The organism is Planococcus sp. TJ-201 (assembly GCF_058268495.1).
In genome coordinates this window covers 352,294-367,416 of the sequence record NZ_JBZDOG010000002.1, presented here as the reverse complement: position 1 = coordinate 367,416, position 15,123 = coordinate 352,294, and the positions used below count along the sequence as shown (strand labels likewise).

At 45.2% G+C, this 15,123-nt stretch carries 16 protein-coding genes; 13 read left to right on the top strand and 3 right to left on the bottom strand.

The features are described 5' to 3' along the window. The first annotated feature begins 11 nt into the window (after positions 1 to 11). From ybeY to recO, 5 genes are read left to right on the top strand one after another with little or no spacing between them, the layout of a single operon-like run. A complete protein-coding gene (ybeY, locus tag AC4EG4_RS07550) occupies positions 12 to 494 on the top strand; it encodes an rRNA maturation RNase YbeY (protein ID WP_490987430.1) in 483 nt (160 codons plus the stop codon). Continuing rightward, a complete protein-coding gene (locus tag AC4EG4_RS07545; protein ID WP_490978659.1) occupies positions 481 to 834 on the top strand; it encodes a diacylglycerol kinase family protein in 354 nt (117 codons plus the stop codon). The genes ybeY and AC4EG4_RS07545 overlap by 14 nt, the downstream gene beginning before the upstream one ends. Positions 835 to 853: 19 nt before the next feature. After that, entirely contained in the window at positions 854 to 1,264 is a 411-nt protein-coding gene (locus AC4EG4_RS07540) for a cytidine deaminase (protein WP_308788035.1), read from the top strand. Next, on the top strand, positions 1,248 to 2,165 hold the full coding sequence (era, locus tag AC4EG4_RS07535; RefSeq protein WP_490978658.1) for a GTPase Era: 918 nt from the start codon (positions 1,248 to 1,250) through the stop codon (positions 2,163 to 2,165). Before AC4EG4_RS07540 ends, era begins: the two co-directional genes overlap by 17 nt. A gap of 12 nt (positions 2,166 to 2,177) precedes the next feature. Next, positions 2,178 to 2,960, top strand: coding sequence for a DNA repair protein RecO (gene recO, locus AC4EG4_RS07530; protein ID WP_490978657.1), 783 nt, complete (start codon positions 2,178 to 2,180; stop codon positions 2,958 to 2,960). A gap of 338 nt (positions 2,961 to 3,298) precedes the next feature. On the opposite strand, the gene AC4EG4_RS07525 is transcribed toward recO, so the two are convergent. After that, positions 3,299 to 4,675, bottom strand: coding sequence for a glycine--tRNA ligase (locus tag AC4EG4_RS07525; protein WP_490978656.1), 1,377 nt, complete (start codon positions 4,673 to 4,675; stop codon positions 3,299 to 3,301). A 324-nt stretch (positions 4,676 to 4,999) separates the two neighbouring features. Here AC4EG4_RS07525 and ccpN point away from each other — a divergent pair, with 324 nt between their 5' ends. The 8 genes from ccpN to AC4EG4_RS07485 all read left to right on the top strand — a co-directional run bounded on the left by ccpN (position 5,000) and on the right by AC4EG4_RS07485 (position 13,448). Further along, complete coding sequence (gene ccpN / locus AC4EG4_RS07520; RefSeq protein ID WP_490978655.1) at positions 5,000 to 5,638, top strand: transcriptional regulator CcpN; 639 nt, start codon at positions 5,000 to 5,002, stop codon at positions 5,636 to 5,638. 10 nt (positions 5,639 to 5,648) lie between these two features. Next, positions 5,649 to 6,455, top strand: coding sequence for a pyruvate, water dikinase regulatory protein (locus AC4EG4_RS07515; RefSeq protein WP_490978654.1), 807 nt, complete (start codon positions 5,649 to 5,651; stop codon positions 6,453 to 6,455). Between the two features lie 198 nt (positions 6,456 to 6,653). After that, positions 6,654 to 8,453: a DNA primase gene (gene dnaG, locus AC4EG4_RS07510; RefSeq protein ID WP_490987429.1), complete on the top strand. Its 1,800-nt coding sequence runs from the start codon at positions 6,654 to 6,656 to the stop codon at positions 8,451 to 8,453. A gap of 34 nt (positions 8,454 to 8,487) precedes the next feature. Continuing rightward, positions 8,488 to 9,642, top strand: a complete 1,155-nt coding sequence (rpoD, locus tag AC4EG4_RS07505) for an RNA polymerase sigma factor RpoD (protein WP_480334763.1) — start codon at positions 8,488 to 8,490, stop codon at positions 9,640 to 9,642. A gap of 149 nt (positions 9,643 to 9,791) precedes the next feature. Beyond that, on the top strand, positions 9,792 to 10,931 hold the full coding sequence (locus AC4EG4_RS07500) for an acyl-CoA dehydrogenase (RefSeq protein ID WP_490978652.1): 1,140 nt from the start codon (positions 9,792 to 9,794) through the stop codon (positions 10,929 to 10,931). 249 nt (positions 10,932 to 11,180) lie between these two features. Next, entirely contained in the window at positions 11,181 to 11,573 is a 393-nt protein-coding gene (gene cccA, locus AC4EG4_RS07495) for a cytochrome c550 (RefSeq protein ID WP_490978651.1), read from the top strand. A gap of 62 nt (positions 11,574 to 11,635) precedes the next feature. Continuing rightward, the gene (locus AC4EG4_RS07490) at positions 11,636 to 12,349 is read left to right on the top strand and encodes a tRNA (adenine(22)-N(1))-methyltransferase (RefSeq protein WP_490987428.1); all 714 of its coding nucleotides are present in this window, start codon (positions 11,636 to 11,638) and stop codon (positions 12,347 to 12,349) included. Beyond that, positions 12,336 to 13,448, top strand: a complete 1,113-nt coding sequence (locus AC4EG4_RS07485; RefSeq protein WP_490978649.1) for a Nif3-like dinuclear metal center hexameric protein — start codon at positions 12,336 to 12,338, stop codon at positions 13,446 to 13,448. The genes AC4EG4_RS07490 and AC4EG4_RS07485 overlap by 14 nt, the downstream gene beginning before the upstream one ends. A gap of 184 nt (positions 13,449 to 13,632) precedes the next feature. Here AC4EG4_RS07485 and AC4EG4_RS07480 read toward each other — a convergent pair whose 3' ends face one another. Next, positions 13,633 to 13,899 carry a SunI/YnzG family protein gene (locus tag AC4EG4_RS07480; RefSeq protein ID WP_490987427.1) on the bottom strand — a complete coding sequence of 89 codons (267 nt, stop codon included), beginning with the start codon at positions 13,897 to 13,899 and terminating at the stop codon, positions 13,633 to 13,635. Between the two features lie 166 nt (positions 13,900 to 14,065). Beyond that, on the bottom strand, positions 14,066 to 15,046 hold the full coding sequence (locus AC4EG4_RS07475) for a 4-hydroxy-3-methylbut-2-enyl diphosphate reductase (protein WP_490978647.1): 981 nt from the start codon (positions 15,044 to 15,046) through the stop codon (positions 14,066 to 14,068). Positions 15,047 to 15,123 lie beyond the last annotated feature (77 nt).

The window sequence follows — 15,123 nt, the reverse complement described above, 5'->3', positions numbered from 1 at the left end:
GAGGAACTGCTATGATCGCCATCGATTTTATGGACGAAACAGAAAGCCTGAACGAGCAGGAACTTGCGTTTGTGCAAAAAATATTGGAGCACGCTGCAAAAGAAGAAGGCTTAGGAGCCTCTGAAGTGTCAGTGACCTTTGTCACCAATGAAATGATTCGCGACATCAACCGTGAATACCGCGGCAAAGACCAGCCGACTGACGTTATTTCGTTTGCTATGGAAGAGCTGGGTGAAGGCGAAACGGCCATCATTGGTTCCACAGAACCGCGCATGCTTGGTGACATTATCATATCGCTCGACCGGACAAAAGAGCAGGCTGCGGATTATGGCCATTCATTCGAACGGGAATTGGGTTTTCTGGCCATTCATGGCTTTTTGCATTTGCTGGGCTACGACCATATGACAGATGAAGATGAAAAGAAAATGTTTTCCCGTCAAGAAGAAATTTTGGTTTCACTCGGCATAACGCGTGATCAACATGGCGGCGCGTAGGTTTTTTCGTTCATTCCAGTTTGCAGCACAAGGAATTGCTACGGCGTTAAAGCGAGAACAAAATATCCGCTTCCATGCAGCTGCAGCCGTGGTGGTAGTGCTTGCAGGATTTTTGACGGGTTTGTCCGACGTAGAATGGCTGGTGGTTATTCTGCTGATTGGCGGTATGATCGCCTTGGAAATGGTGAATTCCGCTATTGAGCGCGTCGTAGACCTGGCGACTTCTGAGCTGCATCCATTAGCCAAACAGGCAAAAGACATGGCGGCAGGTGCTGTTTTGGTATTTGCCGTGGCAAGTGCTATAATTGGGTTACTGATATTTCTACCAAAATGGTTATAAATTCGCAGAGGTGATAAACATGGAAAAAGAACAATTGATGGAGCAAGCGATCGCGGCACGCAGCAATGCATATGTGCCTTATTCAAAATTCCCTGTCGGCGCAGCGTTGCTGACAGCTGATGGAAAAGTGTATTTGGGCTGCAATATCGAAAACGCAGGCTATTCTATGACAAATTGTGCAGAACGCACAGCCGTCTTTAAAGCGGTGTCTGAAGGCGATAAGACCTTTACGGCACTTGCGGTATCTGCAGATACACCAGGCCCTGTATCGCCTTGTGGTGCATGCAGACAAGTGTTGGCAGAGTTCTGCTCACCGGATATGCCGGTTTATTTAACAAACTTAAAAGGTGACGTCCAGGAAACGACTATCAGTGAATTGCTCCCTGGCGCATTTTCAACGGAGGATTTAAAGTATGCAGCAAGAGAATAACGGCTTCAAATCAGGGTTTATTTCCATCATTGGCCGTCCAAATGTCGGCAAATCAACGTTTCTCAATCGAGTAGTGGGGCAAAAAATAGCCATTATGAGCGACAAGCCCCAAACTACACGCAATAAAGTACAGGGCGTTGTGACGACCAACGAAAGCCAAATGATTTTCATCGATACACCAGGGATCAACGAACCGCGCCATAAATTAGGCGATTTTATGCTGAAAGTGGCAAAAAATACGTTCCGTGAAGTGGATGTACTGCTGTTTGTTGCAAGCGGTATTGAACGTGTCGGCAAGGAAGACCGCTATGTACTGGAAATGCTGAAAGGCATTGATGTGCCAGTATTTTTGGTCATTAACAAAATCGATCAAGTGCACCCGGATAATTTGCCAAAAATTATTGAATCCTACCGCAAAGAATTTGATTTTGCAGAAGCGATTCCCATTTCAGCATTGGAAGGCAATAACGTCGAGACTTTGTTGGCGAAAATTAACGAGCGACTGCCAGAAGGGCCGCAGTACTACCCGGCTGACCAAATTACAGATCACCCAGAGCGTTTTATTATTTCTGAGTTGATCCGTGAAAAAGCTTTGCATTTGACGCGCGAGGAAATTCCGCATTCAATTGCCGTGGTCATTGAAAAAATTGCACCGGATTCTGAAAACAAAGACATGATTCGTGTTCAGGCCATCATTATGGTTGAGCGAGATTCCCAAAAAGGCATTGTCATTGGGAAAAAAGGGGTATTGCTCAAACAAATTGGTACACGCGCACGCCAGGATATCGAGAATCTCCTCGGTTCGAAAGTGTATTTAGAGCTTTGGGTCAAAGTGCAAAAAGATTGGCGCAACAAAGCGATGCATTTACGTGATTTCGGCTTCAGAGAAGACGAATACTAAGGAGTCCTTCCCATGCAAAATCAAGTAGAGGGAATTGTCATCCGTACGATGCCGTATGGCGAAACGAATAAAATTGTTACCTTGTTTACGAGAGAAGCGGGGAAAATCACCTGTATGGCCAGAGGGGCAAAAAAGCCAGCCAGTCGGCTAGCCGCGATTACCCAAGTGTTTACCCATGGCAGTTTTTCCATCTACAAAGGACGAGGCATGGGCACATTGCAGGCAGGTGATCCGCTGGAATCGCTGCGGCATATTCGGGAAGACATCATGTCGACCGCTTATGCCAGTTACGTGACTGAATTGGTTGACCGGTTAACGGAGCAGGATGAGCCGCAGCCGGTCATCTACGATATGCTGTATCAGGCACTTCATGCTATCGATGATGGCCATGATCCAGAAGCGATCACCTTATTTGTCGAGTGGAAGATGCTTCAGGTGGCGGGCCTTGCGCCAACGCTGCACGAATGTGCCAACTGCGGCGCGACTGAAGGAGAGTTTGCTTTTTCGTTTCAGGAACTCGGCTTTCTCTGCCATCGCTGCTTCCATATTGATCGCTATATTATTCGTTTGAGTCCGGCTTTAGTGAAACTGATCCGCACCTTCTACTTTGTGCCGATTGAACGAGTAGGCTCCTTGACCTTGAAAAAAGAATCCAAGACCTTGCTCAAACAAATCGTCCGCACGATTTACGAAGAAAAAGCAGGCATTCGCTTAAAGTCACGAAAATTCCTTGAACAATTGGAACGGACACCTGAATTTTTGCCGAAAAAAGAAGAGTTGCCGAAAGACGAATAGTCTTTTGGCAACTCTTTTTGTTTTGCTTTATTTAAAAAAAGTGTAGAAATAGCTTTGTACCTGTCAGAGCTGACCAGGCACTTCCGCTTTTCGGTGTCCAGACTCCAGCAGCCAGATTCTCGGGTCATAAGCCACTCTGGCTGTGCGGCAAAGAACGCCGCTTCGCCAGCGCGTCTTATGCCCGTCGACTCTACCCGGCTGCTTCCGCTTTTCAGTGTCCAGACTCCAGTGCCTAGCTCTTCGGGTCATAAGTCAACCCGGACTGTGTGGCAAAGAACGCCACACTGCCGGTCTGCCTTATGCCTGTCAGAGCTGATCAGGCACTTCCGCTTTTCGTATTAAAACTGGATATGCTTTTCGATGTAAGCTTGCACTTCAGCGATCGGCATGCGTGTTTGCTCCATGGAATCGCGGTGGCGTACGGTTACTTGGCCGTCTTCAACCGAATCAAAGTCGTAAGTGATGCAGAACGGAGTACCGATTTCATCCTGGCGGCGGTAGCGTTTGCCGATGGATTGAGATTCATCGTAATCCACCATGAAGTGTTTCGCTAAGTCAGCAAATACGCCAGTTGCGCCTTCTGCCAATTTCTTGGACAATGGCAATACAGCTGCTTTATAAGGAGCCAATGCCGGGTGGAATCTTAACACTGTACGTTTGTCGTCGTTTTCCAGCTCTTCTTCGCTGTAGGCATCTACAAGGAAAGCCAGTGTGACACGGTCAGCTCCAAGAGAAGGTTCGATGCAATAAGGTACAAAGCGTTCGTTGGTTGCCGGATCGATGTAATTGAAATCTTCTCCAGAATGCTCCATATGACGTTTCAGGTCAAAGTCGGTGCGATCTGCAATGCCCCAAAGCTCGCCCCAACCGAATGGGAATTTGTATTCGATGTCAACCGTCGCATTTGAATAGTGGGAAAGTTCGTCCTGGTCATGCTCGCGCAGGCGCATATTGTCTTCCGCCATATTCAAATCCAATAGCCATTTTTTGCAGAAGTCGCGCCAGTAAGCGTACCATTCCAAATCTTCACCAGGCTTGCAGAAAAACTCCAGCTCCATTTGTTCAAATTCACGCGTCCGGAACGTAAAGTTGCCGGGTGTGATCTCGTTGCGGAAGCTTTTTCCGATCTGGGCAATCCCGAAAGGCATTTTTTTGCGCATAGAACGCTGGACGTTTTTATAGTTGACGAAAATTCCTTGAGCCGTTTCTGGACGCAGGAAGATTTCGTTTGTTGAAGCTTCTGTGACGCCTTGGAACGTTTTGAACATCAAGTTGAACTGGCGAATATCCGTGAAGTCCTGTTTGCCGCATGTCGGGCATTTTACTTCGTGTTCTTGAATCAGTTCCGCCATGCGTTCGAACGACAAGCCGTCGACGATCAATTCAATGCCTTTTGCATCCAATGCATCTTCGATCAATTTGTCTGCGCGGTGGCGTGTTTTACAGCTTTTGCAGTCGATCATTGGGTCATTGAAGTTGCCGACATGTCCTGAAGCGACCCATGTTTTAGGGTTCATCAAGATGGCAGCGTCCAATCCCACGTTATAAGGGGATTCTTGAACGAATTTTTTCCACCATGCTTTTTTAATATTGTTTTTGAGTTCGACGCCGAGCGGGCCGTAATCCCATGTGTTGGCCAACCCTCCGTAAATTTCAGAGCCAGGGAATACAAATCCTCTGTGTTTTGCTAATGCTACTACATCTTCCATTGACATAAAATTACCTCCATAAAATAAAAAATCGCACCCATCCCCGGACATGTTAACATGTCCGAGGACGAGTACGTTAAGACCCGCGGTTCCACCTCGATTGACTGCAAAATGCAGTCCGCTTAAAATAGTAAATGGCTCTGGATCACCTTTTCCTGTAGTTGCAGGCTTACACCATCCCTGCTCGCTTTTGTTTACAGTACTTATCTATCCGTCGTTGCCTGTGTTAAGTTCCTACATATTGTATCACGGCAATGTTTTCTTCGCAATATCACGTTGATTAGTATATAATAATTGGTATTGAGTATCACATATTTATATTTTGAGGCGGTGAGTCCAATCGAACTCAATAAACGGCAAGAAGAAATTCTTCAAATTGTGAAAGGCAATGGTCCGATTACTGGCGAACAGATAGCGGATCGTTTGAGCCTAACTAGATCTACATTACGACCTGATTTAGCCATCCTGACAATGGCAGGCTTTCTAGATGCCCGTCCGCGTGTTGGCTATTTTTATTCGGGGAAAAAACCGGGACAGGATGTCACCGATACGATGAATAATATGAAGGTCAAGGATTTCCAATCGATTCCGGTTGTGGTCAGGGACGATGTCAGCGTTTATGACGCCATCAGCCAAATGTTCCTGGATGATGTCGGTACGCTTTTTGTTGTGGACAAAAAATCATATCTCACTGGCGTACTGTCAAGAAAAGATTTGCTGCGCGCAAGTTTGGGCAGCCAGAATCTATCTGCAATTCCTGTACATATCATTATGACGCGCATGCCAAACATTACGTATTGCGCAAAAAACGAATCACTCATCCAGGCAGCGCATCGCCTCATCAATCAGCAAATCGATGCCTTGCCAGTAGTGGAAGAACAGCCGGATGGCTTCAAGGTCGTCGGCAGACTAACAAAAACGAATATTACTCGTGCGTTTTTATCGTTATCGGAAAACCACGATTTGTGAGGTGCCAACTATGAATTCACTCCGCTTATTCATTGTCTCCGATTCGGTCGGAGAAACAGGGGAACTGGTCGCAAAAGCAGCGATCAGCCAATACTTGAACGCAGACCAAAATGCAATCCTCAAACGTTTTCCGTATATTGATTCGATCGATCATCTGCAAGAAATTGTGAAGTTGGCTGTCGCTCAAAAAGCATTTATCGTCTATACTTTGGTGTCTCAAGAACTGCGGGACTATATGCAGTCTGAAACAAAAAAGTTTTACGTTACAGCTGTAGATTTAATGGGGCCACTCTTAGATGCGTTAGAGAAAGAGCTAGATGCGCCGCCGCTCCAAGAAGCCGGTTTGGTCCGAAAACTGGATGATGATTATTTTAAAAAAGTAGAAGCAATTGAATTTGCGGTCAAGTACGACGATGGACGCGATCCACGCGGCATTTTGATGGCTGATATCGTTTTGGTCGGCATTTCGAGAACATCCAAAACACCGCTTTCTCAATATTTAGCACACAAGCGGCTAAAAGTTGCCAACGTTCCATTGGTTCCTGAAGTAGACCCGCCGGATGAGCTGTATCATGTGGATCCGGAGAAATGCTTTGGCCTAGTGATCTCGCCAGATAAATTGAATAACATCCGTAAAGAACGGCTGATTGCTCTTGGGTTAAACGATGATGCAAACTACGCTAAAATCGACCGCATTCACGAAGAAATTAGCCACTTTCACAAAGTAGTGGACCGCATCGGCTGCGAAATTGTAGATGTGACGAATCGTGCAGTAGAAGAAACGGCGAACTTAATCCTAAGCAAACTTCAAAAGTAACTTCGGGAAAACCACCTGCACAGGCGGTTTTTCTTTCTTTTTGCTAGATTTTTTGATATAAACGTTTTATAATGAAGAATTGTGGCTAAAGCTTACTATTGGATAAAATAGTTTGCTTTATCTTTTTGTCGAAAAATGAAGGATTTTGTCTTTCAATCACGAATAAAGTAAGATAAGCAAACAAAGATGGTGAGAAAAATGTCCAATCGAGTTCCTGAAGAAGTGATTGAAAAGATTCGGTCCAGCACAGATATTGTGGATGTCGTCGGTGAGTATGTTCAGTTAACCAAGAGAGGCCGCAACTGGTTCGGTCTTTGCCCTTTCCACGGAGAAAGCACACCATCTTTTTCTGTCACTGCCGACAAGCAGATCTTTCATTGCTTTGGCTGTGGAGCTGGTGGCAATGTCATCACATTTTTGATGGATATTGAAAATTTATCATTTCAGGAAGCCTTATCGAGACTCGGAAGCCGTTCAGGCATTGAGGTTGATATACAGAGTTCTGCTGAATCCGGTCCTGTGCAATCTAAAAGCGATCATCAATTGATCCTGATGCACGAGTTTGCTGCGGATATGTACCACCATATTCTGTTGAATACGGAAGAAGGCCAAGTGGCATTGGACTATTTGGAAAATAGGGGCTTTACACGGGAAATGATCGAAAAAAATAAAATTGGCTGGTCGCTCCCGGAATGGAATTACATGGCGTCTGCGCTCAAGCGAAAAGGCTTTAGCGAAGAAGAGTTGGAATCGAGCGGATTGGCAATCCCTCGTGAGCAGTCAAGCGGTTATTTTGATCGATTCCGCGGTAGAATCATGTTTCCGATCATGAACGAAACGGGCAAAGTCATTGCCTTTTCGGGTAGGGTCCTTGAACATACCAAACAAGAAGCGAAATATATGAACAGCCCGGAATCTCCGATTTTCCAAAAAAGCCAAGTGCTTTATAATGTGCATCATGCCAGAAGCGCCATACGCAAAAATCGGAAAATCATTTTGTTTGAAGGGTTTATGGATGTCATTGCAGCGGGTAAAGCAGGAGTTGACAATGCTTTAGCAACAATGGGCACGTCACTCACTGCACAGCACATTCGGCAAATGAAACGATTTGCACAGGAAGTTGTAATATGTTTTGACGGCGATGATGCAGGTTGGGAAGCTGCTAAAAGAGCAGCGATTTCCTTAAACGAAGATAATTTTAAAGTAGAAGTAGCCGTTTTGCCAGGCAAGATGGATCCGGATGATTTTGTCCGCGAAAACGGAGCCGAAGCTTTTAAAGAGCAGATTATCGGAAAGCCCCATGCTTTTATTGCATTCGCAATGATGCACGCCCGCAGGCACAAGAATTTTCAATACGAGAATGATTTGCTTCAGTATATTCAGGAAGTGCTGCAATTACTAGCCGGTAGGTCCTCGCCTTTAGAGCGGGATTTATATATAAAGCAATTATCAGAGGAAACCGGATTATCTCAAGAAGCGATTTTACAGCATTATCGAAAGCTTGAAAACAAAACGATTGAGCGAAACCGCCCTGAACCACCTGCAATCAAGGCGGTCAAAAAAGAGCAAAAGCGAGTCACTTCGTTGCACCGGGCGGAGCGGATGCTGCTGTCACATGCGTTGGCAGATCCAAGTGTTATGGATAAGTTAGCAGCCGAAGCCAGCGGCATCCCGTTTGTCAGTGAAGAATTCCAAGCGCTGTATGTTCAATTGCTCGGTTTTTATGAGGAATGGGACAAAGCTGATTTCCACAAATTCCTGGAGACCTTACAGGATGCAGAACTTCGCAAACTTGTTATGGAAACTGCATTGTCTGAACGTGATCCGGAACATGCAGATGAAGAAATTTCCGATTGTTTAAAGCACTTAAAAAAACATCGGGTCGAACAGCAAATCAATCTAAAAATCCAGCAATCAAAAGAAGCGGAAAAACAGCATGACTTAAAGCGCGCTTTGCTTCTTGCACAAGAAGTGATTGCTTTACGAAAATCATTGTAAGTTAATTCCGGTTTTTTTTAAAGGAGGAAGTCACATGGCAGAGAAGTCTGAACGCCAAACTGAAGTTGAAGCAAGCAATGTACCATTGACTACTGAAGGTCCGGAAGCAACTGTTGAGGAAGCCAAAAAACAGCTGATCGAAACAGGTAAAAAAACCGGAGAGCTAAATTACGAACAAATTGCTGACAAATTAGCGGTTTTCGAAATGGAATCCGATGCAGTAGAAGAGTTTATCGACCAATTAGAAGGACATGGCATCGAGTTGGAACGAAAATCCGATGACGAGGAACACTTAGACCGTTTGATGAAGCCAACTGAAGACAAGTTTGATTTGAACGATTTAAGCGTACCACCCGGCATTAAAATTAATGACCCTGTCCGCATGTACCTGAAAGAAATTGGGCGTGTTGACTTGCTGAAAGCGGAAGAAGAAGTCCGTTTAGCAAAATTGATTGAACAAGGTGATGAAGAAGCGAAAAAGCGTTTGGCTGAAGCTAACTTGCGTTTGGTCGTCAGTATTGCGAAGCGCTATGTCGGACGCGGCATGCTGTTCCTGGATTTGATTCAGGAAGGAAATATGGGCTTGATCAAAGCCGTTGAAAAGTTTGACTACTCAAAAGGCTTTAAATTTAGCACTTACGCCACTTGGTGGATTCGCCAAGCCATCACACGCGCCATTGCTGACCAAGCACGGACAATTCGTATTCCGGTTCATATGGTGGAAACCATCAATAAATTGATCCGAGTACAGCGCCAACTGCTTCAGGATCTGGGCCGTGAGCCTTCTCCAGAAGAAATCGGAGAAGAAATGGATTTGCTGCCTGAAAAAGTACGTGAAATCCTAAAAATCGCTCAAGAACCGGTTTCATTGGAAACACCGATTGGGGAAGAAGATGATTCGCATTTAGGTGACTTTATCGAAGATTCAGATGCGCAATCGCCTTCTGACCACGCGGCATATGAACTGTTGAAAGAACAATTGGAAGATGTCTTGGACACCTTGACGGACCGTGAAGAAAACGTTCTTCGTCTGCGCTTTGGCTTAGACGATGGCCGTACACGGACATTAGAAGAGGTAGGCAAAGTGTTTGGCGTTACACGTGAACGGATTCGCCAAATTGAAGCGAAAGCGTTGCGTAAACTCCGCCATCCTTCACGCAGCAAGCGTTTGAAAGATTTTCTCGAATAGAACTATTCGCTAAGCCACTTCCAGAAAATCTGGAAGTGGTTTTTTGTGGTGAAGAAAAAAAGGAAATCAGGTTAAAGCTTGAGTTTGACTTAATTTTCCCTATATAATGAAAAGTGTAAGCGTATTCATAACAAAGGGGATGTACACAAATGGATTTCGATTTGACACAAGAACAGCAGATGATCAAAAAGACCATGAAAGAATTTGCGGATAAAGTAGTGGCACCCGGTGCCATTGACCGTGACCGTTCCAAAGCATTTCCGACTGAAATTTTCAAACAGTTGTCCAACATGGGGATGATGGGCTTGCCATTTGATGAAAAGTACGGTGGTGCCGGAGCAGATACGACCAGTTTTGCGATTGTGACAGAAGAATTGAGCCGTGCCTGTGCGTCCACAGGAATCACGTATTCTGCACATATTTCTCTTGGCGGAGCGCCGCTGAATTTATTTGGAACTGAAGAGCAGAAAGAAAAATACTTGACGCCGATTTGTACCGGTGAATCGTTCGGTGCTTTCGGGTTAACAGAACCCAATGCCGGATCTGATGCTGGAGGTACGGAAACCCGTGCGGTCGAAGATGGCGACGACTGGGTCATCAACGGTTCGAAAGTCTACATCACCAATGCCAGCCATGCCAAGCACTTGGCGATCACAGCGATTACCGGAATGAACAACGGCAAAAAGGAGATCAGTGCCATTATTGTACCAACGGATGCCGAAGGGTTTACCATTATTGACAACTACGAGAAAATGGGGCTGCATTCCTCCAATACGACAGAATTGGTTCTGGAAAATGTCCGGGTGCCAAAAGAAAACTTGTTGGGCGTCCGTGGAGAGGGCTTTAAGCAGTTCTTAGTGACATTAGACGGCGGCCGCATTGGCATTGCAGCAATGGCCGTAGGGATCGCCCAGGCGGCATTTAATAAAGCCTTGGCTTATTCGAAAGAACGGAAGCAATTTGGCAAACCTTTGTCTGAATTCCAAATCACTCAGTTTAAGCTGGCGGATATGGCGATGAAAATTGAACTGGCCCGCAACATGGTTTACAAAGCTTCTTGGTTGAAAGACCAAGGCAGACCGTTCACAAAAGAAGCTTCCATGGCGAAATTGTACGCTTCGGAAATTTCTATGGAAGTAGCAGATGAAGCAATTCAGATTCACGGCGGTTATGGCTACATGAAAGAATACGAAGTGGAGCGTTATATGCGTGATGCCAAATTACTGGAAATTGGTGAAGGCACTTCTGAAATTCAGCGCATGGTCATTGCGCGCCAAATTGGCTGCTAAATAAAGGAGAGCGGGCCTTGCGAACTGCAAGGCCTTTCTGATGCAAAAGATTTTTTAAAATAAGTTTTATTGGAAATCCAGCGAGGAAACTTGTCTGTAGATGCACCTCAAGTCAATTTAATTACCGTTTTTGTCACAAACAAGGAAAAGTTATCTGATAAGACTTTTCGTTTCACGGATAATACAGTACAATAATGAATGATACGAATAATATCATCTAGCAGAACATAGTAGAGGGAGGGTTAACAGATGCAAAAAAATGCAATTGTACCTTATATCTTAATCATGGCGTTCGGTATTGGTCTCATTTTCTTCTTATCAGTACAAGGAGTTAGCGACGAAGCTGAAATCGCAGAAGAACAAGCGGCAGAAGAAGAAGGCGGCGGAGAAGCAGCCGAAGGTGAAGAAGGCGGAGAAGCAGCCGCTGGCGATTTCGATCCTGAAGCACACGCACAGGCAAACTGTATTTCTTGTCACGGTTCAAGCTATGAAGGCGGAGTAGGTCCATCATTAGTGGCTACTGAGCTTCCACAAGCAGACATCGAAGACATTTTGATCAATGGTAAAGGCACGATGCCAGGCGGACTTGTAGAAGAAGAGAACGCAGCAGCGATGGCTGAGTGGGTTCTATCACTCGAATAGCATCTAAAAACCCTTAGTTCTTCTGGAGCTAAGGGTTTTTCTGTCAAGTTAGGAGGATCTGAATGAATGCTCAACAATTATCACAACGGCTGACAAGAGTCGCCCATTACGTACCCAGAGGTGCAGCAGTTGCTGACATTGGCAGCGACCATGCTTACTTGCCTTGTCATCTCGTATTAAATGGCGTGGTGGATAAAGCCGTCGCAGGAGAAGTCGTTAAAGGTCCTTATGAATCCGCTCAAAAACAAGTTCAGCAGGAGGGGCTTGCTGAAAAAATTCAAGTCAGACTGGCAAGTGGACTTGATGCCATCTACCCGGCAGACAACATAACCGCTGTGACGATTGCGGGCATGGGGGGCCCGTTGATTTGTTCCATCTTGGAACAGGGGAAAGAGCGCCTTGCCGGCGTAGAACGCTTGATTTTGCAGCCGAACGTCCATGCGAAATCTATCCGTGAATGGGCAACTGCAAACAACTGGACCATTGTTGAAGAAGAAATTTTAAAAGAAAATGAAAAAATCTACGAAATTTTGGTGCTTGAAAAAGCCTCATCAACTGTCATATGGACACCGCAGCAATTATTGATGGGTCCAGAACTGCTGAAAGAACAAACAAAAATTTTCCATGAAAAGTGGGAACGCGAGAGCGGCCAATGGAAAAAAATTGTTGCTTCTATGGAATCCACTGCTCAAACAGAAGAGATCATGGTGAAAAAACAGGAATTGATTGAGAAAATCCAGTTAGTAGAAGAGGTGTTGCAGCGTGAAAATTCCTAACGGTCAAGAAATTATCGCAGAATTCGAGAAATGGTCGCCCAAATACTTAGCCATGGAAGGCGATCCGATTGGTTTGCATGTGGGAACCTTAAACAAAAAAATTGAACGGGTTCTGATCACCTTGGATGTCAACGAAGAAGTGGTCGATGAAGCGATAACCAAAGGGGCTGGACTGATCATTGCTCACCATCCGCCCATTTTTCGCCCATTAAAGAACTTGCAAACTGATTTCCCGCAAGGACGATTGATGGAGAAGCTGATTAAGGCTGATATTGCGGTTTACGCTGCCCACACCAATTTGGATGTGGCCACAGGCGGGGTCAATGATTTATTGGCAGGCGCTCTTGGGTTGATGAATACCAGTGTGCTAGTGCCAACATTTGAAGCGGAGCTGGTCAAGATTGCTGTATTTGTTCCAGAAAGCCACGAGGATGCAATTAGGGAAGCATTAGGCAAAGCAGGAGCAGGTGCCATCGGTAATTACGAATATTGCAGTTATACGCTGTCCGGAACTGGCCGTTTCCAAGCAACAAGTGAGGCCAATCCTTACATTGGGGAAGCTGGAAAAATGGAAGTAACGGCTGAATCGAAAGTGGAAGTCGTGGTCCGCAAAAACGAAAAAGACCGGATCATCAAAGCAATGCTCGCGGCACATCCTTATGAGGAAGTCGCATACGATGTCTTTACATTGGAAAACAAAGAAGTCGCGATGGGGTTGGGCCGTGTGGGAACACTTGAGGCCCCTATGACATTAAAGGAGTTTGCAGAATGGGCCAAGCAGCAGCTTGACGTGCCGGCTCTTCGTATGGTCGGAGATCCGAATGCCACCGTCAAAAAAGTGGCAGTATTGGGCGGGGATGGCAATAAATACATTCAACAAGCCAAACGTGCTGGTGCGGATGCCTATGTAACGGGTGATATGTACTTCCACGTTGCACAGGACGCACAGGCGATTGGCCTCAATATTATTGATCCCGGCCATCATGTGGAAAAAGTGATGATCCAAGGGGTAGTGGATCATATGGCGAAGCAACAGCCGAACTGGCAATGTGAATATTTGCCATCAAAAATCCATACAGAACCTTTCCGGTTCATTTAAAAAGAAGAGGCAGCGGCCTCTTCTTTTTGTTTTGGTCATTCAGAAATCAATTCGTTAAAGTATTTGGAGATTAGCGAACGGCCGTGAAGTGTTTAGAATGCTTTGGAAAGATTTTAAAAATGAATGCAGAAAGATGCCTTTGTTTACCAGAATTGATTGCCAACACATTTTAACAGCGCATTTATTAAATTGGGTTAATATACGAGTTTAGCTTTTGTTGTATCGACAGATAGTTGGTTGTAAATAAGATATACGTGCTTTTCTTTGTGACGATCACGACTCTATCTGTTGTGGCATACGGCGTTCCGATTCTGATTGCCTGTTTTTCTTTTCCGCCATACGTATCATCTGTGGTCACTGCTAAAATATCAGCTACTGGAATGGTGATCTTTGTTAATAGCCATCTAATCACGATATCAGAATTAACTTTTTTTACAAATACCTCAAACACAGTATCCCTCCATTCTATGAATTAACTTATTTTAACATATTAAGACAACTTTAACACTCGATTCCTTAACTCAACTGCCGTGCATGTTACATATTTAACCGGTTTACACATAAAGAAAAAGCTGCAGCCAAAAGTCAGGAAACTAACTTTTGGGGCAGCCTTCTTTTTATTCGCCTACAGGATACGGCTCGATGCGTTCTGAAGGTTTCGGGTGCTTGATTTTTGGAAGAATTTTGTTAAGCGGCACAGAGCGTGTCAATGCATGTGTCTCTGGGTCTGCCGGATCGAAAAGATCCAAAAATTTCATTACTTCTTTGACGATTGGTGTCGGTGTCGAAGCACCAGCTGTAATGCCGACTGTTTCAACGCCTTCCAGCCAGTCCAAGTTCAATTCCGACAAATCGGAAATGCGGTAAGCGGGTGTACCTGCGATGTCCTGCGACACTTGTGCCAGGCGGTTGGAGTTATTGCTCATTGGATCGCCAATGACGATCAATAAATCCGCTTCGCCAGCTTGTTGTGCTACAGCTTCCTGACGCACTTGAGTAGCCAGGCAAATTTCTTTGTGGACTTCAGAATGCGGGAATTTTTCTTTCAAGCGTTTCATCATGTCTACAACGTCCCATTGGCTCATTGTGGTTTGGTTGGTGACAATGATTTTTTCAGAATCCAATTCCAAACGGTTAACGTCTTCAACTGTTTCCACGAGGTGGACCATATCCGGAGCAACGCCAATTGCGCCTTCCGGTTCCGGATGTCCGCCTTTTCCGATATAGACGATTTGATAGCCGTCTGCTGTCTTCTCGCGGATCAAGTCATGCGTCACGGTGACGTCCGGGCAAGTTGCATCAATTGAGACAAGACCTTTTCGTTTTGCCAGTTCGCGTACTTGCGGAGAAACGCCGTGTGCCGTGAAAATCACAGTGCCGGTTTCCACTTTCTCCAAAATTTCAAGGCGGTTGGTGCCGTCCAACGTGATAATGCCGTCCTGTTCAAATGCATCTGTCACGTGTTTATTATGGACAATCATTCCTAGTATATAAATGGGGCGTGGCAACGTTTCATCCATTGCAGCGTTTTTCGCGATGACCATGGCATCGACCACTCCGTAACAATATCCTCTTGGCGATATTTTCATAACCTTCATCAAGTACCGCGCTCCTTTCAAAATCATACATTCATTATAACGGAGACGGCGCATGTTTACAAAAGTTGCATCGCGTA